The sequence below is a fragment of the Aquicoccus sp. SU-CL01552 genome (assembly GCF_040365005.1).
In the GTDB taxonomy this organism is placed as follows: domain Bacteria; phylum Pseudomonadota; class Alphaproteobacteria; order Rhodobacterales; family Rhodobacteraceae; genus Antarcticimicrobium.
On record NZ_BAABWV010000001.1, the window covers coordinates 407,292 to 430,540 of the forward strand.

General features: G+C 64.5%; 19 protein-coding genes. 5 read left to right on the top strand and 14 right to left on the bottom strand.

The window, feature by feature from the left end; genetic code table 11:
- Nucleotides 1–10 precede the first annotated feature (10 nt).
- The 3 genes from ABWV23_RS01940 to ABWV23_RS01950 all read right to left on the bottom strand — a co-directional run bounded on the left by ABWV23_RS01940 (nucleotide 11) and on the right by ABWV23_RS01950 (nucleotide 1,548).
- Entirely contained in the window at nucleotides 11–535 is a 525-nt protein-coding gene (locus ABWV23_RS01940) for a hypothetical protein (protein ID WP_353344363.1), read from the bottom strand.
- The gene (locus ABWV23_RS01945) at nucleotides 519–803 is read right to left on the bottom strand and encodes a hypothetical protein (RefSeq protein WP_353344365.1); all 285 of its coding nucleotides are present in this window, start codon (nucleotides 801–803) and stop codon (nucleotides 519–521) included. The genes ABWV23_RS01940 and ABWV23_RS01945 overlap by 17 nt, the downstream gene beginning before the upstream one ends.
- A gap of 118 nt (nucleotides 804–921) precedes the next feature.
- Complete coding sequence (locus tag ABWV23_RS01950) at nucleotides 922–1,548, bottom strand: acyl-homoserine-lactone synthase (RefSeq protein ID WP_353344367.1); 627 nt, start codon at nucleotides 1,546–1,548, stop codon at nucleotides 922–924.
- A gap of 339 nt (nucleotides 1,549–1,887) precedes the next feature.
- On the opposite strand from ABWV23_RS01950, the gene ABWV23_RS01955 reads away from it, so the two are divergent.
- Both ABWV23_RS01955 and ABWV23_RS01960 read left to right on the top strand, forming a co-directional pair.
- Complete coding sequence (locus tag ABWV23_RS01955) at nucleotides 1,888–3,273, top strand: sensor histidine kinase (protein ID WP_353344369.1); 1,386 nt, start codon at nucleotides 1,888–1,890, stop codon at nucleotides 3,271–3,273.
- 452 nt (nucleotides 3,274–3,725) lie between these two features.
- Nucleotides 3,726–6,176 carry a sensor histidine kinase gene (locus ABWV23_RS01960; RefSeq protein ID WP_353344371.1) on the top strand — a complete coding sequence of 817 codons (2,451 nt, stop codon included), beginning with the start codon at nucleotides 3,726–3,728 and terminating at the stop codon, nucleotides 6,174–6,176.
- Between the two features lie 57 nt (nucleotides 6,177–6,233).
- Here the strand turns inward: ABWV23_RS01960 and ABWV23_RS01965 are convergent, their stop codons facing one another.
- From ABWV23_RS01965 to ABWV23_RS02010, 10 genes are all read right to left on the bottom strand, one after another.
- Nucleotides 6,234–7,367 carry a CAP domain-containing protein gene (locus ABWV23_RS01965; RefSeq protein ID WP_353344373.1) on the bottom strand — a complete coding sequence of 378 codons (1,134 nt, stop codon included), beginning with the start codon at nucleotides 7,365–7,367 and terminating at the stop codon, nucleotides 6,234–6,236.
- Between the two features lie 233 nt (nucleotides 7,368–7,600).
- Nucleotides 7,601–8,005 (bottom strand): hypothetical protein, encoded by a 405-nt coding sequence (locus ABWV23_RS01970; protein ID WP_353344375.1) that lies wholly within the window; start codon nucleotides 8,003–8,005, stop codon nucleotides 7,601–7,603.
- 153 nt (nucleotides 8,006–8,158) lie between these two features.
- The gene (rpoD, locus tag ABWV23_RS01975) at nucleotides 8,159–10,147 is read right to left on the bottom strand and encodes an RNA polymerase sigma factor RpoD (protein WP_353344377.1); all 1,989 of its coding nucleotides are present in this window, start codon (nucleotides 10,145–10,147) and stop codon (nucleotides 8,159–8,161) included.
- 171 nt (nucleotides 10,148–10,318) lie between these two features.
- A complete protein-coding gene (gene dnaG, locus ABWV23_RS01980) occupies nucleotides 10,319–12,295 on the bottom strand; it encodes a DNA primase (RefSeq protein ID WP_353344379.1) in 1,977 nt (658 codons plus the stop codon).
- A gap of 84 nt (nucleotides 12,296–12,379) precedes the next feature.
- Complete coding sequence (locus ABWV23_RS01985) at nucleotides 12,380–12,718, bottom strand: hypothetical protein (protein ID WP_353344381.1); 339 nt, start codon at nucleotides 12,716–12,718, stop codon at nucleotides 12,380–12,382.
- 39 nt (nucleotides 12,719–12,757) lie between these two features.
- Nucleotides 12,758–13,303 (bottom strand): sarcosine oxidase subunit gamma, encoded by a 546-nt coding sequence (locus ABWV23_RS01990; protein WP_353344383.1) that lies wholly within the window; start codon nucleotides 13,301–13,303, stop codon nucleotides 12,758–12,760.
- Nucleotides 13,296–16,226, bottom strand: a complete 2,931-nt coding sequence (locus ABWV23_RS01995) for a sarcosine oxidase subunit alpha family protein (RefSeq protein WP_353344385.1) — start codon at nucleotides 16,224–16,226, stop codon at nucleotides 13,296–13,298. The genes ABWV23_RS01990 and ABWV23_RS01995 overlap by 8 nt, the downstream gene beginning before the upstream one ends.
- Nucleotides 16,223–16,486 (bottom strand): sarcosine oxidase subunit delta, encoded by a 264-nt coding sequence (locus ABWV23_RS02000; protein ID WP_353344387.1) that lies wholly within the window; start codon nucleotides 16,484–16,486, stop codon nucleotides 16,223–16,225. Before ABWV23_RS02000 ends, ABWV23_RS01995 begins: the two co-directional genes overlap by 4 nt.
- Nucleotides 16,487–16,545: 59 nt before the next feature.
- Nucleotides 16,546–17,799 carry a sarcosine oxidase subunit beta family protein gene (locus tag ABWV23_RS02005; RefSeq protein WP_353344389.1) on the bottom strand — a complete coding sequence of 418 codons (1,254 nt, stop codon included), beginning with the start codon at nucleotides 17,797–17,799 and terminating at the stop codon, nucleotides 16,546–16,548.
- 217 nt (nucleotides 17,800–18,016) lie between these two features.
- Nucleotides 18,017–19,444 carry a Glu/Leu/Phe/Val family dehydrogenase gene (locus ABWV23_RS02010; protein WP_353344391.1) on the bottom strand — a complete coding sequence of 476 codons (1,428 nt, stop codon included), beginning with the start codon at nucleotides 19,442–19,444 and terminating at the stop codon, nucleotides 18,017–18,019.
- A 330-nt stretch (nucleotides 19,445–19,774) separates the two neighbouring features.
- Between ABWV23_RS02010 and ABWV23_RS02015 the strand changes: the two genes are divergently transcribed.
- The 3 genes from ABWV23_RS02015 to ABWV23_RS02025 are packed head-to-tail and all read left to right on the top strand — an operon-like array spanning nucleotide 19,775 to nucleotide 22,631.
- Nucleotides 19,775–21,541, top strand: a complete 1,767-nt coding sequence (locus ABWV23_RS02015; RefSeq protein WP_353344393.1) for a pilus assembly protein TadG-related protein — start codon at nucleotides 19,775–19,777, stop codon at nucleotides 21,539–21,541.
- Nucleotides 21,538–22,074 (top strand): TadE/TadG family type IV pilus assembly protein, encoded by a 537-nt coding sequence (locus tag ABWV23_RS02020; protein ID WP_353344395.1) that lies wholly within the window; start codon nucleotides 21,538–21,540, stop codon nucleotides 22,072–22,074. Before ABWV23_RS02015 ends, ABWV23_RS02020 begins: the two co-directional genes overlap by 4 nt.
- Before the next feature lie 2 nt (nucleotides 22,075–22,076).
- The gene (locus ABWV23_RS02025) at nucleotides 22,077–22,631 is read left to right on the top strand and encodes a TadE/TadG family type IV pilus assembly protein (protein ID WP_353344397.1); all 555 of its coding nucleotides are present in this window, start codon (nucleotides 22,077–22,079) and stop codon (nucleotides 22,629–22,631) included.
- Here the strand turns inward: ABWV23_RS02025 and ABWV23_RS02030 are convergent.
- On the bottom strand, nucleotides 22,628–23,098 hold the full coding sequence (locus ABWV23_RS02030) for a hypothetical protein (RefSeq protein ID WP_353344399.1): 471 nt from the start codon (nucleotides 23,096–23,098) through the stop codon (nucleotides 22,628–22,630). The two genes, ABWV23_RS02025 and ABWV23_RS02030, sit on opposite strands and share 4 nt — an antisense overlap.
- Nucleotides 23,099–23,249 lie beyond the last annotated feature (151 nt).

A 23,249-nucleotide genomic window follows, 5' to 3' on the forward strand; every position in this document is an offset into this window, starting at 1 on the left:
CGGACCTGCCTCACCCGGGCCCCTGCCCCTGCGCAACCACTGCCCCGAAGGCGCCACCAGTGGCCGGGCGACCCACCGGACGCCGGGAGACCAGGATGGGATTGAAATCGAGATCGTTGGCGATCTCGAACATCGACACCCTGCGATCATACCAGTTCACGACGATCTCGCGCCCCTCCTCAAAGACGACGACACAGTATTTGCCGCTTGCGACGTCGCAGCTGTCCTTGTGCAGGACGGAGACGACAAAAGGGTCAATCAGATGCGCCTTGAGCCGGATCAGCGCCACGCGTTGCTTCCCGGTCAGCAGCAGCCCCCCGGCAAGAACGGCCACGGAGACGCCGATCATCCCCCAGCCCGAGAAACCGCGAAAGGGATTGATCTCCTTGATCCGATCCCCGTAGGCGACAAAGACCAGCCGGCCGGCAAACCCCAGGGCGGCCACCGTGCCGACAATGACGAGGACGCCGACCATGTCGCCATGTGCCCGGGATGCGACCGATGCGGCGCGCTCGACATCAAGCCCGAAATCCATGGAACCCCTCCAGAACACTGGTCACCACCGTCCGCTTGGAGCAGAAAACCGGCGAGAATGTGGATGACAGCAAAAATCCCCCAAAGATTGTCTGCCGATGTTTATAAATTCGGTAAACGTGTGAAAACTGAAAACCGGAGCGCCGCGCAACTGATCGGCACGGGCAACGAGAAAGCAGGTTGTGATTCAAATGCTCGATCTGCGCCTCGGGCAGCACGGCGCGGACAAACCCGATCCGACGGACATTCAGCCGCACCTTGCCGACCATGACCGGGCTGTCGTCGGAATACTCCGAAAGGCCGGTGCAGATCTAATGCTGCGGTGGCCCGGCCCCCCAGTGTGCCGGTCGCCGGCGTCCATGTCCCGGACGACCGCCCGTCCCGGTTTCAGTGCAGGGTGGTTTTCTTCGCAGGCGCCTCGGCCACCGCCGCCACATGCATGACCGCCGCCTGTGTCTTGTCGCCGTCGATCTCAAGCTTGGGCCCCAGCGGCAGCGCCCCCATGCCAAGCCGCGCCATCCACCGCTTGAACACGGCGGGCACGATCCCGATCACATGGGTTGCCCCCTCGGCCACCGCCGTCCGCGCCATTTCCGACAGCAAAAGCGTCTGCACGAAAATGCGGCGGTCCGCCTCGACATCGGGCGAAACGAAAAGTCGGGTCGCCTCCCAGATGTGATCGGCGACCGGGGCCTTTTCGTAAAGGACATGCGGCGGAATCCCCGCCAACATCCCCCGCTGGGCATCGCGCAGCATGTAGGAATAGCATCCGCAGCGGGCCGTCGTCGGCAGCAAGCGGATACCGGCCAGCACCTGCCCGAATTCATGCACCACCACCGACCGGCTTTGCGGCGTGTCGTACTGGTCGAACTCCATCCCCTCGGTATGGGGTAAATCCCACTGTTTCGTGTCGATAAACACTTGTTTCCTTGCCTTCAGGAACTCGGCGTAGAGCTCACCGTAGTGGTGCTGCGTGGTCACGGAGAGGACCGAACTGCGCATCCGGTTGGGCATGACCCTGCGCCCTGTCGCGCCGCCCGGACGCGGCATGCTCCGCGCGGGTTTCGATGCAACCCCCGATAGCGAATCATCAGATTGCCCCGTCGATGCCGGGACCAGCTCAGGCAAAAGGTCCCGCCCCCCCTGTCGCCTGCCCCTCGTGTGAAAGCCCATATCTAACCCACCGATATTTTTCGTGTTTTTGCTTGGCACAGCGGCCCGTTTGTTCCAAGTTTTGACACAATCGCACCAAAGTTCCATCAATTTTCACCAGTACAATCTATGCGTGTTGCATTAAACACACAAGTTTAGACAGAGGCACGGCAGGGGCCTGGGACAGTCATGATCAGCCAATTGAGAAGCGAATTCGCGGACGGCAACGGCACCCTTTGGGCAGACCGCCGAAGGCTGCGCGACTATGCCAAGGTCGGGCGCATGCTACTACTGCAGCGTATCGTGATCTATTCCTCCGCCATCTTCCTTGCCGGCGCCTATTACAACTGGTGGATCGCGCTGATCACCTACGCCTTCACCCTTGCCGCCGAGATCTATGACGGCGCCACCTTCCGCAGGATCCTGGTGACCCGGCAATGGACCGAGAAGGCGGTGCGGCGCTCCATGCGCGACATCTATATCGGCACGGCCATCAGCGCGACGGTGATCTCGGCCTTCGCCATCTCGTTCGCGATCCTGCAGGGCCCCGAAACCGGGCATTTCATGCCCCTTTTCATGCTGTTTTCCGCCGCCGTCTTTGCAGCCATCAACAACCACCACTTCCTGCCCGTGCTGGCGCTGCGGCTGACGATCTACGTTGCCGCCATCCTGTACATCCCGATCCGGGACCTCTGGATCGTGCGGCCTCCGCTCTCTTCCGAGCTTTGGCTGCACTTCTTCACCGTCCTGTTCGTTCTCGGGTTCATCGTTGAATGTTCCCGCAGCTTCCTGGTCGGATACAGCAACTACCTGCGCAACCTTCACAACCTCGAGCGCGAGCACGAGCGTACCAAGGCCGCTTACAAGACGAAAACCCAGTTCCTGTCGACCGTCAGCCACGAGTTGCGCACCCCGCTCACCTCGATCAAGGGGTCGCTGGAGATCATCAGCTCGGGCATTCTGGGGGAGCCGCCCGAAAAAATGGCAAAACCGCTGGATATCGCAACCCGCAACGCACGCCGCCTTGCAGATCTGGTCAACGATCTGCTGCTGCTGCAAAAGGCCGAGGCCGGCAAGATCGACTATTTCTTCGAGAACGCCGATGTCGGCGACCTGGTGCAAGAGGTGGTCGAACGGTTCCGCCCCTTTGCCGACCGCCGGAATATCTCTATCACCACCGATCCCGAAGCGAGCGGCCATTTTGCACGGTTCGACAAGGTGCGCCTTGACCAGGTGATCACCAACCTTCTGTCCAACGCCACGAAATTCTCCTACGACGACGGCGAGGTCCGCGTGATGCTCTCGCACCATGAGGGCAATGTCCGGATCTCCGTTTCGGATGACGGCATCGGCATCTCCGACGCCTCGCGCCCCAAGATCTTCCAGGAGTTCAGCCAGGTCGATTCCACCAATGCCCGCCAGTTTGAGGGCACGGGCCTTGGGCTGAACATCTCCAAGCGGATCGTCGAGGCGCATGGCGGCGCGATTGATTTCACAAGCAAGCCTGGCGTCGGCTCGACCTTTTTCATCGACCTGCCGGAAGAGGACGCCCCAGCGCAATCCGCCCCGGTGAAGGACGCCGCCTGACCCGCCCGGTCCCCGGCCCGCGGAAGGCCCGGTCCGCTGGCCCCGAGACCCGAAACAAGAGCGCGCCGCAGGCAACGCGCACCTCCGCACCGTGCGACCCACGAGAAGGGAAAGGAATTCCACGCTGCTTTGGTTTGGTGGAATACACCAAGGACAGCGACCGAAGCCCCCCACGTTCGGGACGGCACCCAGCCGCCCCACCCCGCACCAGGCCCTTGCCACGCGGGCGACACCCCAAAGCCTGGCACAACCTCGGGACGACTCCGCAGATCACAGGCTCCCGCAGGGAGAGATGAATTCAGAATTCATGAAACTACAGGGGCATTTCACCTCGATATCAACGGTTTTCCGCTTGCCCAGGTCGCCATTGATCACGGAGAATTGCCAATCACGGCCCACCCGGCGGAACTGTTTCGACGAGTGGAAAAAAGTGCACAGGTACAGAGCAAAACATGAAAAAAGCGAACCTTCTCTCCGGCCTGGCCGTGGTCGCGCTGCTTGGCGTTTTTTTCGTCATGCTCGAATCCATCAGGTACAAGACCTTTGTCGAGTCGGAGCGACAGCAGGCAACCCGGTTCGCAGAAGACCTCAAGGAGCGGATCGAGCACGAGGTGTTCGATTTCATGCTCAGGGCGCGCGGCCTGACAACCGCGGTCGAACTGAGCGGCGAAATCGGGCAGGATCGGTTTGCCCATATCGCCGAACGGTTCCGCCTGGAAAGCGATTCCATTGTCGATATCGCCCTTGTCGAACACGGGATCATCACGCTTGTTCATCCGCTCGAAGCAAACCGCCACCTGATCGGCTTCGATCTTCGCGACAATCACCACCAATGGCCGGCGCTGGTCCGGTCCCAACGCACCGGCCAGGTCACCGTTCAGGGGCCGGTTCGACTGTTGCAGGGAAAGACCGGGTTCGTCGTGCGCACGCCGGTGGCGGCGTACCGACCTGGTGCAGAGCCGCCTGCGATCACCAAGGTCGTCTCCGTCGTGGTCGACGCACAGGCGGCCTTCGACGATATACTGCGGCTCAAGGCGGCAGCTGACGGCGGTGACCAGGGGTTTCGCGTTGCGCTGACAACCATGAAGGCCGGCGGCGACACGATCGGCCCCCTCGGGGTATTTGACGAGGACCCCGAGGTTGCCGTTCTTGCCGTGCCGGGCAACGCCTTGAAACTGGGCGTGGTCCCCGAGGCCGGTTGGGCGATGGGTTACCGGATCGACTGGGCCGCCGACCTGGGCCTTCTGCTGATCATACTGACCACGCTTTTCTTCGTTCAGCAGCTGCTGCGGCAACGCGCCGAACGCAACAAGGCCCGGCTCCAGCTCAACATGGCCATCGAAACCCTGCCCGATGGGTTCGTTCTGTACGATGCCGAGGGCCGTCTGGTCCTGTGCAACCGGAATTACCGGGAGTTTTACGAGAAAAGCGCCGAGGCGCTGGTGCCCGGCAACACCTTCGAGGACATCCTGCGGGTCGGGCTGAAAAACGGGCAATACGCGGATGCAATCGGCCGCGAGGAGGCCTGGCTGGCCGAGCGTCTGGCCCTGCGCCAGGCGACGGAATCGACCCATGATCAAGAGTTGGGCGACGGCAGATGGCTGCGCATCTTCGAGCGCATGATGCCCGATGGCAGCCGGGTCGGTGTCCGGGTGGATATCACCGAGTTGAAACGGCACCAGGCCGAACTGGAGGCCTCGAACGCCGAGTTGCGCGATGCGCTTGCCCGGCGCGACCTGGCCGAAAAGCGGTTCTCGAACGTGGCCGAGCTCAGCCGGGACTGGTTGTGGGAAATGGACAAGGATCTGCGGTTCACCTACCTCTCCGACAGCTACCTGAGCAACGACATCGCCTATCTGCTTGGCAAGACCCGCCGCGAGGCTCACCAGGACCACCCGCAGGTCTTTGAAACCGCCGATTGGGACTGGCTCGACCAGAAGCAACGCGCGCATGAGCCGTTCCGGGATTTCATCTACCAGGCGATCGGCGCAACCAAGGACAACAAATGGATCCGCACGAGCGGGGTTCCGATCTTCGACGAAAACGGCGACTTCGCCGGCTATCGCGGCGTCGGCTCCGACATCACGGTCGTCTACAACGCCAAGCGCGACGCCGAGGCCGCAAGTGCTGCAAAGACCGAGTTTCTCAACGTGATGACGCATGAGTTGCGGACACCGCTGACCGTCATCCTCGGCTACAACACCTTGATGGCCAAACCCGGGTACCTGCCGTCGATCAAGGCCCTGGAAAGCGACATCAAGGCCGGCGCCCTGACCCCGGAGAACGCAGAACAGAAGCTGGCCCCCGTCAAGCAGGAGATCGCCAAGTTCGCAAGCAAGATGGACCAGTCCGGACGCCACCTTCTGAGCCTGATCAACGACATCCTGGACCTTGCCAAGATCGAGGCCGGGAAACTGAATATCGACCCGCACGCCATCGAGATCGCGCCGGTTCTGGATTTCGTCGTGGACCAACTGGCCGAAACCGCCCAACAGAAATCTCTGGATCTGAGCATCGAGACAAGCGGCGGCGTCGTTCTTGCCGACGATCTGCGGCTGCGCCAGATCCTGATCAACCTTGTCGGCAACGCGGTGAAATTCACCGACCAGGGCCATGTCAAGATCCGCACCGAGCAGTTGGGCGACCAGATGGCGTTCCATATCGAGGATAGCGGCTGTGGCATACCCGAGGACAAACAGGCGACCATCTTCGGGAAATTCGACCAGGTCGACTCCTCCGGCACGCGGGGCAAGGGCGGCAGCGGCCTTGGCCTGTCGATCTCGCAGCAACTGGTGGAACTGCAGGGCGGCCGGGTGACGGTACAAAGCGAGTTGGGGGTCGGAAGCACCTTTACCTTCACCCTGCCCGCGCTGGCACAGGACGCCCGGACCGCCGCGGCGTGACCGGGGCCGATCCGGGGCCTGGCAATCGCGACCAGACCCTGCACCGCCTCCGGGCCGTCAGAGGATGAAATCGCCCGCCGTCAGCGTTAAACTCCCGTCGACCAGGATAAAGAAATCCGCTGACCCGTCTCCGTCGATATCCCCCTGGATCTCGCGCTTGGCATCATCGGCCCAGGACCGGTAACGCAACTCGCCCGCGGCGCCACTGAAGGCATCGCCGCCGACAAAGGTGAACGCCTGGTTGCCGGACAGCGTTGAATTCGCGTCGACCCCGGACAGGTCGATGATGTCATCGGCGCGATCGAAATCCTTGATCACGTCGCGGACCGAGCGACTGTCGTTCTGGCTGGCCTTTGAAAAGGCGAAAACATCCGCGTCGGCGCCGCCATATAGCTTGTCCTTGCCCGCGCCTCCGTCCAGCGTGTCCTGGCCGTTCCCCCCGCGCAGGACGTCCTCGCCGTTCTCACCAAACAGCGTGTCACTGCCCTTCTTGCCGTACAGCTTGTCGCCACCGCCACAACCGTACAAAAGATCCCCTCCGGCGCCGCCTTTCAGCGTGTCCGCGCCGGCCAGCCCGTCGAGGACATCGCTGCCGGCAAGCCCCCGGATCAGATCCGCGCTGGCGCTGCCCTGCAGGGTGTTGTTGCCGCTGTCGCCGACAATCTCGCCCGAGCCGCTGCTGCTGCCCCCCGTGCCGGTGCCGCTGCTGCCACCGCTCGTACCGCCGGCTCCACTGTCGAGCAGTACCGTACCATCGGTAGCCGCAAAGTTCTGGGTGATCATGACCGAGTCGAACCCCTTGTAGTCACCCTGTTCGATCCCGATCCCGATATAATCATAGTCGGGGTTGAGGATGTTCCACCGATGCCACGTGCTGTCCATCAGGCGCTCGTGGATGTCTTCCACGTCGTCGAAAAGACCCGCCGCGCCGCGTTCGCTCTGGAAACCGATGTTCTCGCCCGACCGCGAACTGCCGGAAAAATCGAAACCCGCGTCGACCATGCGATCATAGGAGGACGAGCCGCCCGCCCCGGTATGAGAGAAGATATCTTCGGCCAGAACCCATTCGCTGTGGGTCTCGGCCGAGTCGTTGAGATGCTGCTCCAGCTGCAGCGGGTCCACCCCTGCGGCCGCGCGTTCGGCGTTGATCAGCTCGAGCATGTAGAGCTCAAGATCGTTTGCAATCGACATCGTGTTACTCCGCAAATTTTTCATCGCGGTCTCGATTGCATATCGCTTGTTGCCGCAGCAACCGGGCCGGAAAAAGCCGGAAAAACTCCGCCCAAATTCGCAGGGGGTCGGCAGATGTTCGCCTTTTTCGCAGCCCTCAGAGCCTGCGGCACACGGCATGCGGGCCCGGTCTGCGAGCCGTCAACCTGCGGCCCTGACTGTCACAGGTTCCCATGTCCCGACGCGCGTCGGCTTCAATCCCAAACCGGCGAAATCTGGCAAAAGGTCGCCGCCCCTTGCACCGACATGTGAGACCCGGGATTCAACAGGCTGTACTTTTGGAACTGGCCCTGCCCCTCGGGGGGGGCGGCGTCGGCATCCATGGTGAACTGCACCGCCGTGCGGCGGCCGGTGGTGACACTGGGCCCGCGCCCCCGCAACAGATAGATCTGTGCCGTCCAGGACGCGCCCAGCACCCGTCGGGCATAATCAGAGGCACCGCACCAGTAATCGTCAACCGCCCCGCCAATGCGCGTGATCACCTCGAAAGAGCTGTCGTTGATCGGATTGACCCGGGTCCCGTTCCGCCCGGTAAAGGCCTCGGCAGAGAATGGCAGGGCCAGGCAAAGGGCGGTGAAAGCTGCGAGAGTTCGGGACATGGGGGTCATGGCGTACAACACTATTTGGGACAGGAGGCCAGCATAACGCGGTTCAGGCCGGCCCGATAGAGGCGCACACGCGGGCGTGATCGGACCGGGGCCCCAAGAGCCGTCTCGATGAAAAAAGGCGCCCCGCAGGGCGCCTTTTCGATCTTACTGATCCAGGAAGGACCGGAGTTTTCGGGACCGCGACGGGTGCTTGAGCTTGCGCAGCGCCTTGGCCTCGATCTGCCGGATCCGTTCGCGCGTCACGCTGAACTGCTGGCCGACCTCTTCCAGCGTGTGGTCGGTGTTCATGCCGATGCCGAACCGCATCCGCAGAACCCGCTCCTCACGTGGGGTGAGGCTGGCCAGAACCCGCGTGGTGGTTTCCTTCAGGTTCTCCTGAATGGCGGAATCCAGCGGCAAAACCGCGTTCTTGTCCTCGATGAAATCGCCAAGCTGGCTGTCTTCCTCGTCCCCGATCGGGGTTTCGAGGCTGATCGGCTCCTTGGCGATCTTCATCACCTTGCGGACCTTCTCCAACGGCATCTGCAGCTTCTCGGCCAGTTCTTCCGGCGTCGGCTCGCGGCCGATCTCGTGCAGCATCTGGCGCCCGGTGCGCACCAGCTTGTTGATCGTCTCGATCATGTGCACCGGGATACGGATGGTGCGGGCCTGATCCGCGATCGAACGTGTGATCGCCTGCCGGATCCACCATGTGGCGTAGGTCGAGAACTTGTAGCCCCGGCGATACTCGAACTTGTCCACCGCCTTCATCAGGCCGATGTTGCCTTCCTGGATCAGGTCAAGGAACTGCAAACCGCGGTTGGTGTATTTCTTGGCGATCGAGATCACCAGCCGCAGGTTCGCCTCGACCATTTCCTTCTTGGCCTGGCGCGCCTCTTTCTCACCCTTCTGGACCTGCTGAACGATGCGGCGGAACTCGCTGATATCGAGGCCGACATATTGCCCGACCTGCGCCATCTCGGCGCGCAGGTCCTCGACCTTGGAGGTCGACCGTTCGATGAACATCTGCCAGCCGCGACCGGGCTTTTGCGCCATCTCGTCCAGCCATGTCGGGTCCAGCTCGCGCCCGCGATAGGCCTCGACGAACTCGCGGCGGTTGATCCGGGCCTGATCGGCCAGTTTCACCATCGAACTGTCGATCGCCATCACCCGGCGGTTGATGCCGTAAAGCTGGTCGATCAGCGCCTCGATGCGGTTGTTGTGCAGGTGCAGCTCGTTGACTTGCTCGACGATCTGCGCCCGCTTGGCCTGGTAGGTGTCCTCCTGCCGCTGCGAGAACGCCCCGGTGTCGCCCAGCGTTGCGGCGATGCGACTGTCCTGCATCTCCGACAGCTTCGCGTAATCGAGCGAGATCTGCTCCAGCGTGGTCAGGACCTGGTCCTTGAGCGCGGCCTCCATCGCGGCCAGCGACATGTTGGCCTGATCCTCTTCCTCATCGTCGTCGTCCTTGGCGATGGGGTTGCCGTCCGCATCCAGTTCCGGGCCGCTGTCGGCCGCGGGCTTCTTGTCGGCGGCCACGGTCGAGGTATCGACCAGCGGCTCGGCATTGTCGTCGTCGTCGCCCATCTGGTTGCCGAAGGTGGCCTCCAGATCGATGACGTCGCGCAGCAGGATGTCCTCGGACAGCAATTCGTCGTGCCAGATGGTGATCGCCTGGAACGTCAGCGGACTCTTGCACAGCCCGGCGATCATCGTGTTGCGGCCTGCCTCGATGCGCTTGGCGATGGCGATCTCGCCCTCGCGGCTCAACAGTTCGACGCTGCCCATTTCCCGCAGGTACATGCGCACCGGATCGTCGGTGCGATCCAGCTTCTCGGTCTGCTGGCTGGCCAGCGTGACCTCGCGCGCGCTCTCGGTGGTGGCGACCTCGGTCGAGCCCTTCTGCTCTTCCTCTTCGGCCTCTTCGTCCTCGATGATGTTGATGCCCATCTCCGAGAGCATGGACATCACGTCTTCGATCTGTTCCGAACTGACCTGGTCGGGGGGCAGAACCTGGTTGAGCTGGTCGTAGGTGATGTAACCTTTTTCGCGGGCCTCGGCGATCATCTTCTTGACCTGGGCCTGGCTCATGTCCAGCGTGATTTCCGGTTCCTGGTCCTCGGTTTTCTGGTCCTCGGTATCCTTGGCTGCCATTCAATGCTCCTGCAGGGGCTTGAGGTGATTCGTCCGGATGCGAATCACTTGGTACGGTCCGGCGATTCGGTCACCCGAAGGCCCGATTGTCCACCTCTATTCGATATAAAACGCCGTCTCAACGGCCCGACTCGGGATTACTGGTCCGATTCCTGTCTCCATGTCCGCGTCTCAGCCGCGCGACCGACCGCCGCGGGTGAAATCGATATTGTCGAAAACCTTGTCGCGATACTCGACATCCGATTTGTTCAGGGTCAGCCCGTTCTTGGCCACGACCGATTCACCGCCTCCGTCCAGCTCGATGCGATAGGACCGCGACCGCGCCTCCGCCGCCTGGCCCAATCGCCATGTCACGGCCTCGTCCGCCATCCCGTTCAATTCCTCCTCGGCCTCGGCGACCTCGGCATATCCCCCTCGCAGCGCCTCGATTTTCGCGAATTCCTGCGCCAGTGTCTTTCGGGCCAGGTCGATATCGCCGGGTTTGCGCATGCAGGGGTTAATTGCCACATGGCGCAGCCGGTACAGGTTTTCAAGGGTCTCCGGCCCGGCAGCGGCCGCAATCCTGTCCTTCAACTCGCCCGGATCGGTCTCGGCGTTGCGCAGGATCAGGTCCCGCAACAGCGCGTGATCGGAATCGGCACAGCCCATCGCCTCGATCCGGTGCTCGAATTCCACGATCAACTCCGGCGCAGAAATCGCCGTGGCCAGGATCACCGCCTCGCGCATATGGGTCTCGGCCGCGTCTCCGGCGGCCACCAGGAACGACGACTTGGTCGACGCCGCCGGCCCCTCCAGCACCGCGCCCCGGCCCTTCCAGCCGCCCGCTACAAAGGCCCCCTGCCCGCGCGCACGCGGCTTTTTCTTCGGGCGGAACAGCTCCCAGCGCAGGTCCTTGATCTCCTGGCCGTAATGGCTGCGGATCGACGGATCGCGGATCGCCTTGATCCGCTCGCGCAGGGCCTTGTCCAGCGCTGCCTTGCGCTCGGGGCTGTCGAACGACCGGCCCTCGGTCTCCCGCTGCCACAACAGCCGCACCATCGGCTGCGCCGCGTCCAGCACCGCCTGCACCGCCCTGGCCCCCTCGGCGCGCAACAGATCGTCGGGGTCCTTGCCCTCGGGCATCAGTGCAAAGCGCAACGACTTGCCCGCCTCCAGCAGCGGCAGCGCCAGGTCGATCAGCCGCATCGCCGCGCCCAGCCCCGCCTTGTCGCCGTCCAGCGCGATGATCGGCTCGTCCGAGATCCGCCAGAGCAATTGCAGCTGCGTCTCGGTGATCGCCGTGCCCAGCGGCGCCACGGCGGCCGCGAACCCGGCCTCGACCAGCGCGATCACGTCCATGTAGCCCTCGGCCACCACCAGAGGCTGCCCCTTGCCCGCCGCCGCCCGCGCCGGACCGTGGTTGAACAACGACCGGCCCTTGTCGAACAACTCGGTCTCGGGGCTGTTGAGGTACTTGGCGTTGTCGGTGGGGTCCATCGCCCGGCCGCCAAAGGCGATCACCCGGCCGCGCGCATCGCGGATCGGGAACATGATCCGGTGGCGAAAGGTGTCATAGGGCTTGCCGCCCTTGTTGGAGGGTTTCGCCAGCCCGGCGGCGATGATCAGCTCTTCTTCGACCCCCTTGCCGCGCAGATGATCCCACAGGTTCTGCCAGCCCGGCGGGGCAAACCCGATCTCCCAGCGCTCCAGCGCCGCCGCGTCCAGTCCCCGGCGGGCCAGGTAATCGCGCGCCTCGGTGCCGGCCCCAGTGTTCAGCTGCAGGCGGAAAAACTGCGCCGCCTGCTCCATCACCTCGGCCAGTTGCCCGCGCCGGTCGGCCTTTTGCTGCGCCCTTGGATCGCGGGCGGGCATCTCCATCCCCACCTCCCGCGCGAGGATCTCCACCGCCTCCATGAAGCTGACGTTCTCGGTCTCTTTCACGAAGCCGATGGCGTCGCCCTTGGCCTGGCAGCCAAAGCAGTAATAGAATCCCTTGCGATCATCGACGTGGAAACTGGCGGTCTTCTCGTGGTGGAACGGGCACGGCGCCCACATGTCGCCTTTGGCCTGGTTCGATTTTCGATTGTCCCAGATCACCTTGCGCCCCACCACCTGCGTAAGCGAGGTGCGGCTGCGCAATTCGTCCAGGAATCCGGGGGGCAATGACATGGGCGCGATTATCCTCCCATTGACCAAGCCTGTCCAGAGCGGACGCGGACGGAAAACCGCGATCGACGGCCCGCCGCGACGCGATCAGTTCTTCATGTCTTCCAGCATCTGCTGCCGCTGGTCCCAGGTTTGCAGGCATTGCTGCTCCCACAGGGTGCCCAGGTCGTTCTGCTTCAACTCGCGCCGCTTCATCTGGAAGACATAGCCCACCATCTGCGGAATCGCGGCGTTGTAGTTTTCCGGCCAGCTCGGGTCGGATGCGGCCAGGTGGTCGGCCACCTTGGCCTCCGCGACTCGGTCCAGCCGGGCCTGCTGCACCGCCGCCATCACCTGTGCCTCGTAGCGGCAGGCCTCCTCCTTTGCGTCGGCGGCCAGCACCGGCGTGGACAGAAGGGCGGCGGCAAGGGTCAGGCGGATCAACATCGGGGCAACTCCTGAATCGGTTGGTGTTCGCCCGCCACCCTACCCGCGCGCTGCGACCGCTTCCATCGCCGTTTTCAGGTCGTGAACCAATGTCACCGCCATCGAGCGGAACACCAGGATCAGGAACGCCCGCTCGCCCACCCGGGTGACCGATCCCGGCATATGCGCCACCTGGCTGCGCGCCGTGTGCCCCCGCGTGAACACCGCGCCGCGCAGATCGACCGGCACCAGCCGCGCCAACACCTCCTCGGCGCCTGCGCCTTCCAGCCGAACCGCCGCCCAGGCGTCGCTCTGATCGCTCAGCGCAGCATGCTCGGCCAACCCCGGATCGGCCGCAGGTCCCATCAAAAACGCCTGTTCGCGCCCCATCCACACCGCCCGCGCCCCGGCCTTTCCGGTGGCCCTGTTCGGCGCCGGAAATGCCATGCCATGGGCCGCCTGCAACGCCTGCGACAGCGACTTTTCCCGCCCCTTGTAGGGCAGCAGCGCGGTCACCGCGCCCAGGTCCTCCTCGGTCAGCTTGACCGCCCCGATCTCCAGCGGCAGCAGCCCCGCGCAGGGGGATTTCGCAACAAGTTCAGCCACGCACGCGCCCTCCCTCGGGATCGAAGAACACCGGGTTCACCACCTCGCACAGGGTTTCCACCCCACGCAGATGGTCGACCATCTTCACCACCTCGCCGATCCGCTCCGGTCCGCGCCGCAGAAAGCCCAGCGCCACCACATGCCCCAGCGTCGGCGAATACCCCGCCGAGGTGACATGGCCCTGATCATTCTCGCGCGTGGGCGCGGCGTCCCTGTCGAACAGGTGCCCGCCGGCAGTGATCAGCTTGACCGCGCCCACCGGCTTCAGCCCCACCAGCCGCTCGCGCGCCGGGTCGGTCAACCCGGGCCGCTGGCTCAGCGTCTTGCCGATACAGTCCTTTTTCGCCGAGATCATCCGCCCCAAGCCGATGTCAAAAGCGGTGGTGCGCCCGTCGATCTCCGCATGGGTGATCAGCCCCTTCTCGATCCGCAGCACGTTCAACGCCTCCATGCCATAGGCGCCACCGCCGATCGCCTCGGCCCGCGCCACCAGAACCCGAAACAGGCTGTCGCCGAACCGCGCCGGCACCGACAGCTCATAGGCATGCTCGCCCGAGAACGAGATCCGGAACAGCCGCCCCGCGACCCCCATCACCCGCACCGCGCCGCAGGCCATGAACGGCCAGTCGCCCGCCTCCAGCGGCGCGTCCAGCAGCCCGTTCAGCAGCTCGCGCGATTTCGGCCCGGCCACCGCGAACTGCGCCCATTGCTCGGTCACGGAAGCGAAGCGCACGTCCCACTCCGGCCGCAGGCCCTGGTGCACGAACTCCAGATGCCGCATCACCTCGCCCGCCGCCGCCGTGGTGGTGGTCATCAGGTAGTGATGCTCCCCCAGCCGCGCGGTGGTGCCGTCATCCATGACGTAACCGTCCTCGCGCAGCATCAGCCCATAGCGCACCCGCCCGACCTTCAGCGTGCTGAACATGTTGGTATAGACGAAATCGAGAAACCGCCCCGCGTCCGGCCCCTGGATGTCGATCTTGCCCAGCGTCGAGACATCACAGATCCCCACCGCCGCGCGCACCATCCCCACCTCGCGGTCACAACTCTGCCGCCAGGTCTTTTCCCCCGGCGCCGGGAAAGTGCTGGGCCGATACCACAGCCCCGCCTCCACCATCGGCGCGCCGCGCTCGGTGCTGGCCTTGTGGCTGGTGGTGAACCGTTCGGGCGCAAACCCCTTGCCCTGCCCGCCCGCGCCCAGCGCCGCGATGGCAATCGGACTATAGGGCGGCCGGAACGTGGTCGTTCCGGTCTCGGGGATCCCCCGCCCGGTGGCATCGGCCAGCACGGCCAACGCCGCCACGTTGGAACTCTTGCCCTGGTCGGTGGCCATGCCCTGCGTGGTATAGCGCTTCATATGCTCGACCGAGCGGTAATTCTCCGCCGCCGCCTGGCGGACGTCCTTCACGGTCACGTCGTTCTGGAAATCCAGCCAGGCCCGCCCCTTGCCCGCCACCGCCCAGAGCGGCGAGATGGCATAGCGAGCGTCCTCCGCAACCGGCAGATCGGCTTTCGGCGCGCTAATGCCAAGATCGGCCAGGGCCCCGCGTGCGGCTTCTGCCCCTTCGCGCAGGCAGGCCAGCGTCGGGAACGCGCCGTTGCAGGCCCCCGCCGCGACCATCCCAGGCACCGCACCGGGCGAAGGCACGAAACCGGCGATATCCTCGCGCCAGACCGGCCGCCCGTTCATGTGGCAGGTCAGGTGAACGCTCGGGTTCCAGCCGCCCGACATGGCCAGGCAATCGGTCTCCACCCGGTGCTCCCCCGCGCCGCCGCGCAGGGTGATCGCCTCCAGTCCCAGCCGCCCGGCGCTGCCGACCACATGGGCGCCGCGATGCACCTCGAACAGGTCCGACCCCGGCGCATCGGCGCGGCTGTCGATCACCGCCACCACGTCGACCCCGGCCTTGACCAGATCGCGCGCCGTGCGATGGGCGTCGTCGTTGTTGGCAAAGACCGACACCCGCCGCCCCGGGCTCACCCCCCAGCGATTGAGATAGGCGCGCACCGCCCCCGCCGTCATGATCCCGGGCCGGTCGTTGTCGGCAAAGGCGATCGGCCGCTCCAGCGCCCCCGCCGCCAGCACCGCGCGTTTCGCCACGATGCGCCAGAAACACTCCAGCGGCAGCCCCTCCTGCGGCGCGCGGTGATGGCCGACCCGCTCCAGCGCCGCGAAGGTGCCCTGGTCATAGGCCCCGGCGACGGTGGTGCGGGTCATCAGCCGCACGTTCTCCATCGCCGCCAGCTCGGCCAGAACCTCGCCGGCCCATTCGTGCCCCGGCCGTCCGTCGATCTCTTCGCATTCGGCCAGCAGCCGCCCGCCCATGCGCATGTCCTCGTCGGCCAGGATCACCTCGGCCCCGGCGCGCCCCGCCACCAAAGCCGCCATCAGCCCGGCGGGCCCGGCCCCGATCACCAACAGGTCACAGAATGCAAAGGCACGCTCATAGCGGTCCGGATCCGGGGCCCCCGACAGCGCCCCCAACCCGGCGGCGCGGCGAATCGCCGGCTCGTAAAGCTTTTCCCAGAACGCCTTGGGCCACATGAAGGTCTTGTAGTAGAACCCGGCGCCAAAGAACGGCGCGGCCAGGTTGTTCAGGCTCAACAGATCGTACTTCAGCGACGGCCAGGCATTCTGGCTGCGCGCCTCCAGCCCCGGGTGGATCTCCTGCACCGTGGCACGGGTGTTGGGCGTCTGCCGCGCCCCCGCCCCCACCGTCACCAGCGCATTGGGTTCCTCGCTGCCCGCCGTCAGGATGCCGCGCGGCCGATGATACTTGAACGACCGCCCCACCAACCGCACCCCGTTCGCCAGCAGTGCCGAGGCCAGCGTATCGCCCTCCAGCCCGGCATGGCGCACCCCGTCGAACCGGAACGGCACCGAGCGTGACCGATCCAGCAGCCCCTTGCCCGCGATCCTCATGCGCCCACCTCCCCGGCCAGCCGGCAGTCCAGCACCGCGTGGCTCACCGTGTCGCGGGTGACCACGATCCAGGCACCGCAGCCATCGGCGTGATACCACAGGTCCCGGGTCTCGCCCGCCGGGTTGTCGCGCAGAAACACATAGGCGTCCCAGGCCGCCGCGCCCGCATCAGGTTCCGGCCGCTCCAGCGCCAGTGCCGCGCCCTTGTAATAGAATTCCCGGCGATCCCGCTCGCCGCAGAGCGGACAGGTGATCCTCATCGCGCGCGCCCCTGCTTCTTCTCTTTGAAAATACTCATGCTCGGCCTCTCCGCCCGCGCTCAGTGCAGATTGTGCTGCGCACCGGTGCCCTCCTCGTCCATGATGCCGACCCCGGTGCGGAACCGGTCGAGCCGGAACTGCGCGGCCGCCGCGTGCGGCTGCCCGGTCGCGATCAGATGGGCGAAACAATGGCCCGAGCCGGGCACCGCCTTGAACCCGCCGTAGCACCAGCCGCAGTTGAGAAAGAGCCCGTCGATCCCGGCCTTGTCGATGATCGGTGATCCGTCGGGCGTCATGTCCATGATACCGCCCCAACTGCGCAGCACCCGCGCCTTGCCGATCATCGGCATCAGGGTCATCCCCGCCTCCATCACGTGTTCCACCGCCGGCAGGTTGCCGCGCGCGGCATAGGAGGCATACATGTCGATATCGCCGCCGAAGACCAGCCCGCCCTTGTCCGACTGGCTGATATAGAAATGCCCCATGCCGAAGGTCACCACCGTGTCGATCAGCGGCTTCAGCCCCTCGGTGACAAAGGCCTGCAACACGTGGCTCTCGATCGGCAGCCGCATCCCCGCCAGGGCCGCCACCTGGCTTGAACGGCCGGCAACCACGATCCCGACCTTCTTCGCCCGGATCGCGCCGCGGGTGGTCTGCACCCCGGTCACGGCGCCGTTCTCCACGTCGATCCCGGTCACTTCACAGTTCTGGATCAGGTCGACGCCCCTCTGGTCGGCCCCCCGGGCATAGCCCCAGGCCACCGCGTCATGGCGCGCGGTGCCGCCGCGTGGGTGATACAGCCCGCCGTAGACCGGGAACCGCGCATTGTCGAAATCGAGGTAAGGTACCATCCTTCGCACGCCCTCGCGGTCCAGCAGGATCGCGTCGTCGCCCTGGTTCACCATCGCGTTGCCACGCCGGACAGAGGCGTCGCGCTGACCGTCGGAATGAAACAGGTTGAGCACACCGCGCTGCGAATGCATCACGTTGAAGTTCAGCTCCTGTTCCAGCCCCTCCCAGAGCTTGAGCGAATGGGAATAGAACTCCGAATTTCCCGGCAGCCCGTAGTTGGCCCGCACGATGGTGGTGTTGCGCCCGACATTGCCGCCGCCGAGATAGCCCTTCTCCAACACCGCGATATTGCTCAGCCCGTGTTCGCGGGCCAGGTAATAGGCGGTCGCCAACCCATGGCCGCCACCGCCGATGATGACGATGTCATAGGCCGGCCTGGGTTCGGGGTCGCGCCAATGGGCGGTCCACCCCCTGTTGCCGGTCAATCCCTCCCTGAGGACTCGCAGCCCGGAAAATCGCATCTCGGTCTCCTGACAGATCGGCGCGCGACGGCGCGCCCGACGGCGGTGACACTATCACCGGATCAGGGATTGACCAGCCCGGGAAACCCGAAAAGGGACAGGCCGCCCGAGACAGGATCGCGGCTGGAGCCGCAGGCCCCCGGAACACGGCCGAAGTGTACGAAACGGCGCCGGAATCCCCCGATCCCGGCGCCGCGCGTGATCCGGTACCGCCGGGTCAGAGCCCCTTGGCGCGGTAGCTGGCCGCCACCTTGCCGATCGACACGATATAGGCCGCCGTGCGCAGGTCCTGCACGTCGGCCCGGTCGTGCCAGACCTCGCGCATCGACTGGTAGGCGGTGCGCATGGTGTCGTCGAGCCCCGAGCGGACAAGCTCCAACTCATCGGCGCCGCGCAGGTACTTCTCCTTGAAATCCGGGCTTGGAGACCAGGTCTTGCCGAGGGCGTCACTCAGGGTCTCGAGCTGCTCGACCACCAGTTGGTGGCGCGCCTCCTCCTGGCGCCGCTGCATCCGGCCAAAGCGGATGTGGGACAGGTTCTTGACCCACTCGAAATAGGACACCGTCACGCCGCCGGCATTGGCGTACATGTCCGGGATGATCACCGTGCCCTTGTCGCGCAGGATCTCGTCGGCCCCCGCCGTCACCGGACCGTTGGCGGCCTCGATGATCAGCGGCGCCTGTATCCGGTGCGCGTTGGCCAGGTTGATCACCCCTTCCAGCGCCGCCGGGATCAGGATGTCGCAATCGTGTTCGAGCACCGCCGCCCCCTCGGCGGTATGGGTGGCATCGGGGAACCCGGAGACCCCGCCGTGCCGCGCGATCCAGTGATGCACCGCCTCGACGTCCAGCCCGCCCTCGTCGAACAGCGCGCCGTCGCGCTCGATGATCCCGGTGATCCGCACACCGTCCTGCTGGGCCAGGAACTTGGCCGCGTGATAACCCACGTTGCCCAGCCCCTGCACGATCACCCGCTTGCCCTCGAGACCGCCGGTCAGACCGGCCTTCTCGACGTCGCGCGGATCGCGAAAGAACTCGCGCAGGGCGAATTGCACGCCGCGCCCGGTGGCCTCGACCCGCCCGGCGATGCCGCCGGCGTTCAGCGGCTTGCCGGTGACGCAGGCGCGCGCGTTGATGTCGGTGGTGTTCATCCGCGCGTATTGGTCGGCGATCCAGGCCATCTCGCGTTCGCCGGTGCCCATGTCCGGCGCCGGCACGTTCTGCGACGGGTTGATCAGGTCGCGCTTGGCCAGCTCATAGGCAAAGCGGCGGGTGATCATCTCCAACTCGTGCTCTTCGTACTGGCGCGGGTCGATGCACAGCCCGCCCTTGGAGCCGCCGAAGGGCGCCTCGACCAGCGCGCATTTATAGGTCATCAGCGCCGCCAGCGCCTCGACCTCGTCCTGGTTCACCGCCATGGCGTAGCGGATGCCGCCCTTGACCGGTTCCATGTGCTCGGAATGCACCGAGCGGTACCCGGTAAAGGTGTGGATCTGGCCACGCAGCCGCACCCCGAACCGAACCGTGTAGGTCGCGTTGCAGACACGGATCTTTTCCTCAAGGCCAGGCGGAAGATCCATGATCGCCGCCGCCCTGTTGAACATGAGGTCCACGCTTTCACGAAAACTCGGTTCCTGTAGGACCATGGGTAAACCTCCTCTTGCCGTTCCCAGATCACGCGCGACTCGCCGCCCGCGGTCGCATTCCAGCAGCCTAGGACCTTCGTTGACGGGCTGCGACCATTTTAAGCATTCACGATCCGGAAGCCGAATTTTCCGGCACCCCGAGACCCACCTCCGCGGAAATGCGGGGGACGGGAAAACGGCCCGAATACCCCCGATTCCCGCGCTAAAAGCCCCTGTTTTCCCCGAAATACCGTGTATTCGCCCAACTTAGGCCACGATCCGGGCAGACAAAGACCAAGGTGACATGCGTCCCGACGAACAGGACGCGGATCATGTTTAACGAGGACCGCCATGCGACAGCGAACTGAAAACCGGACTGGCCCCCACGGAAATTCCGCCCGCCTCGACGGCGGCGCGTCGATCCGGTTGCGCGACCGGGTCAGAGGGTTCGCAATCCGCGAGGATGGGTCACTGATCGTCTTCGCCGTCTATGTATTCGTGATCATCCTGATGTTCGGGGGGATCGGCATCGACCTGATGCGGTTCGAACGTGATCGCGCCAACATGCAATACACCATGGACCGCGCGGTTCTGGCCGCCGCCGACATCGACCAGACTCTGCCGCCGGAGGACGTGGTCAGGGATTACCTCGAAAAGGCCGGGATGGGCGATTACCTCACAAGTGTCACCGTCGACGAGGGGCTGAGCTTTCGTACGGTGTCCGCCACCGCCTCGGCCGATTTCCCGACCCAGTTCATGCACATGAGCGGCGTCGACACACTGACAGCGCCGGCCGCCAGTACCGCCGAGGAACGCATCGACGGGGTGGAGATCTCGCTGGTTCTCGATGTGTCCGGCTCGATGAACAGCAACAGCAAGCTGAAAAACCTCAAGGTCGCAGCCAAGGAATTCGTCGAAACGATGGTCGACAACACCGAGGACGGCAAGATGTCGATGTCGATCGTGCCCTACGCCCAACAGGTCTCGGTCCCGGCCGAGTTCCTGGACCAATTCAACGTCACCGACGAACACAACTATTCCAATTGCGTGAACTTCGCCTCCTCCGATTTTGACAGCGCCGCGCTGTCGACCAAGACCGAGCTGAAGCGGACCATGCATTTCGACTACACGACCAGCAGCTTCGAAGGGCGCGACGACCCCAAGCTGATCAAGAACCCGGTCTGTCTTCCCGACAGCGACCGCGAGGCGATGGTCATGCAAAAGAACGAAAGCAAGCTCAAGTCGTTCATTTCCGATCTCTGGGCCGGAGGCTACACCTCGATCGACCTCGGGATGAAATGGGGCACCGCCCTGCTCGACCCCAGCATCCAGCCCGCGATCACCGAGTTGGTCAATCTGGGCGAGGTTTCTGCGGATTTCTCTGCCCGCCCGCACACCTATGAAAGCGGCGAGACGCTGAAGGTCATCGTGCTGATGACCGACGGAGATAACACCAGCCAATACTATCTGCCGGACGAGTATCGAAACGGTGATACCCGTGCCTGGTGGAACGCCGAGGAAGAGGTCTATTCGATCAACGTCGGCCCCGACCTTCTTGACCGGGACGGTGATTTGAACCTGCTCGAGGACATTTATTACTGGAACGAGTTGGATGAATGGGCCGACCATCCCTATGGCAACGGCACATATGAAAAGGCCGATTATGAATGGGGTTGCACAAAATACAATTGGAAGGGCAAGTGCACGAAAAACGGATGGGTGGAATCCGGAACCGAAACCGTCGAAGAGGACGGCACCTCGGTCAAACTCACGATGGGCGAACTGTTCGCCTACACCACCCCGAGGAAGATCGCCGATGAGATTTTCCAGCCGACCATGGGGTATACTGCGGCGCGCAACGAATGGTACTACGGGCCCCGCGGTCACTACGTAAACGGCTCCACCAAGGACACCCGCACCAAGGCGATCTGCGATGCCGCCAAGGCACAGGGCATCGTCGTGTACAGCATCGCGTTTGAGGCAAGTTCAGGTGGAAAGGCCGTACTCAAGGACTGTGCCAGTTCCGACAGCCATTACTTCGACGTCGACGGGCTGGACATCGTCGATGCCTTCTCCTCGATCGCCTCGTCGATCCGCAAGCTGAGGTTGACACAATGAGCATGGGTATCCTCGGGCGGCTGCGCCGCTTCTGGCGGGACCAGGCCGGCAACGCCACGGTCGAATTCGCCATCACCTTTCCGGCGATCATCACCATCATGTTGTCGGGTCTGGAACTGGGCTTTGTCTCGTTGCAGCAATCAATGCTGGAACGCGCGGTGGACATGACCGTGCGCGACATCCGGCTGGGCACCGGCACCGCGCCGCAGCATGACGACATCCGGGACATGATCTGCAACCGCAGCGCCTTCATCCCCGATTGCACCAGCAGCCTGCGGCTGGAGATGATCCAGGTCGATCCCCGCAACTGGAGCGACATTCCCACCGTGCCCGACTGCACCGACAAATCCGAAGAGGTCTCGCCGGTGCGCAATTTCGTGAACGGACAGGAGAACGAGCTGATGGTGTTACGCGCCTGTGCCAAGATCGACCCGGTCTTTCCCACCACCGGGCTGGGCAAGAACATGGTCAAGGACGAGTACGGCCAATATGCCCTGACCGCGACCACCGTCTTTGTCCAGGAACCGAGGTAACGATGATGCTCAACCGTCTCGCCCCCCTTTTCCGCCGTTTCGGCACCGACACCCGCGGCAGCGTCTCGGTGGAGTTCGTGATGGTCATGCCGCTCCTGTTCTGGGCGTTCATGGCCACATACGTCTTTTTCGACGGATTCCGGCAGAGCGCGCAGAATCTCAAGGCGGCCTATTCCATCGCCGACATGATCTCGCGCGAGACCGAGGCGATCAACGACGATTACATCGACAGCATGGAGGCGGTGCTGCAACTGATGACGCGGTCAGAGACGCCGCTCAAGCTGAGGGTCACCGTGGTGCGCTGGGACGAGGACGACGACCGATATTACGTCGACTGGTCGGAAAGCCGCGACCATGGCTTTGAGCGCACGAACTCCACCATCTCAGACGTCGAGGACAAGCTGCCGGTGATGCCGGACAATGAACGCGTCATCCTGATCGAGACCGAGGCCATCTACCAGCCTCTCTTCAATATCGGGCTCGGCGATCAGGAACTGGACAACTTCGTCTTTACCCGGCCGCGTTTCGCGCCGCAGGTGGTCTGGTCGGACAGCTAGGCGCGTTCGGCCAGCAGCGCCGCCAGCACCTCGGACATCGCCTTGGTCTGCGGCGGCGCGGTCACCCCGCCAATGCCGATGCGCCGGCCAAACCGCCACCACACCCCCGGTTGCCACGCCCGCCCGCCCGGCGCTCGGGTGCGGATCAGGAACCCGTTCGAGGGCTTGAAGGCGAACGCCCCGCGATCCAGCCCAGCGATCTCGTCGATCGCCGCAATGCGGGTGCCGTCGCTGGCGCGCAACTCGGTCCGGGTCAATTCGAGCCGATGGCCGGTGGCGCGTCGCATCCGCTCGGCGGTCCACAACGCCGCCGCCCCGGTCAGCAGCAGGAAGACCTGCCATTGCGGGGCCGGCGGCGACGACAGCGCGACATAGATCACCAGCCCGGCCAGGCCGAGAAGCATCCCAACGCCCAGCCAGCGGCGCGGCGCCGATACCTGAACCGTCACCAGAATTTCGTCCTCCATCGAGCCCTCCGCCTGCCTGCGCCGGTGGGCTTACCTGAAATCACCCCAGGCGAACAGGCGATTCCGCGTGGACGCGCTTCAAGCCTCTCGCCCGCCCGGCCCCCGGAACCGTGCATCCGCGCACAGTTTGCGTGAGCATGCCGGCGTTTTC

Coding starts and splice junctions, on each gene's coding strand:
- ABWV23_RS02030 (WP_353344399.1), bottom strand. CDS start 23,098: ATGGAGGACGAAATTCTGGTGACGGTTCAGGTATCGGCGCCGCGCCGC.
- ABWV23_RS02020 (WP_353344395.1), top strand. CDS start 21,538: ATGAGCATGGGTATCCTCGGGCGGCTGCGCCGCTTCTGGCGGGACCAG.
- rpoD (WP_353344377.1), bottom strand. CDS start 10,147: ATGGCAGCCAAGGATACCGAGGACCAGAAAACCGAGGACCAGGAACCG.
- ABWV23_RS02015 (WP_353344393.1), top strand. CDS start 19,775: ATGCGACAGCGAACTGAAAACCGGACTGGCCCCCACGGAAATTCCGCC.
- ABWV23_RS01985 (WP_353344381.1), bottom strand. CDS start 12,718: ATGTTGATCCGCCTGACCCTTGCCGCCGCCCTTCTGTCCACGCCGGTG.
- ABWV23_RS02025 (WP_353344397.1), top strand. CDS start 22,077: ATGATGCTCAACCGTCTCGCCCCCCTTTTCCGCCGTTTCGGCACCGAC.
- ABWV23_RS02005 (WP_353344389.1), bottom strand. CDS start 17,799: ATGCGATTTTCCGGGCTGCGAGTCCTCAGGGAGGGATTGACCGGCAAC.
- ABWV23_RS01970 (WP_353344375.1), bottom strand. CDS start 8,005: ATGTCCCGAACTCTCGCAGCTTTCACCGCCCTTTGCCTGGCCCTGCCA.
- ABWV23_RS02010 (WP_353344391.1), bottom strand. CDS start 19,444: ATGGTCCTACAGGAACCGAGTTTTCGTGAAAGCGTGGACCTCATGTTC.
- ABWV23_RS01965 (WP_353344373.1), bottom strand. CDS start 7,367: ATGTCGATTGCAAACGATCTTGAGCTCTACATGCTCGAGCTGATCAAC.
- ABWV23_RS01995 (WP_353344385.1), bottom strand. CDS start 16,226: ATGAGGATCGCGGGCAAGGGGCTGCTGGATCGGTCACGCTCGGTGCCG.
- ABWV23_RS01950 (WP_353344367.1), bottom strand. CDS start 1,548: ATGCCCAACCGGATGCGCAGTTCGGTCCTCTCCGTGACCACGCAGCAC.
- ABWV23_RS01960 (WP_353344371.1), top strand. CDS start 3,726: ATGAAAAAAGCGAACCTTCTCTCCGGCCTGGCCGTGGTCGCGCTGCTT.
- ABWV23_RS01945 (WP_353344365.1), bottom strand. CDS start 803: ATGGTCGGCAAGGTGCGGCTGAATGTCCGTCGGATCGGGTTTGTCCGC.
- ABWV23_RS01940 (WP_353344363.1), bottom strand. CDS start 535: ATGGATTTCGGGCTTGATGTCGAGCGCGCCGCATCGGTCGCATCCCGG.
- dnaG (WP_353344379.1), bottom strand. CDS start 12,295: ATGTCATTGCCCCCCGGATTCCTGGACGAATTGCGCAGCCGCACCTCG.
- ABWV23_RS02000 (WP_353344387.1), bottom strand. CDS start 16,486: ATGAGGATCACCTGTCCGCTCTGCGGCGAGCGGGATCGCCGGGAATTC.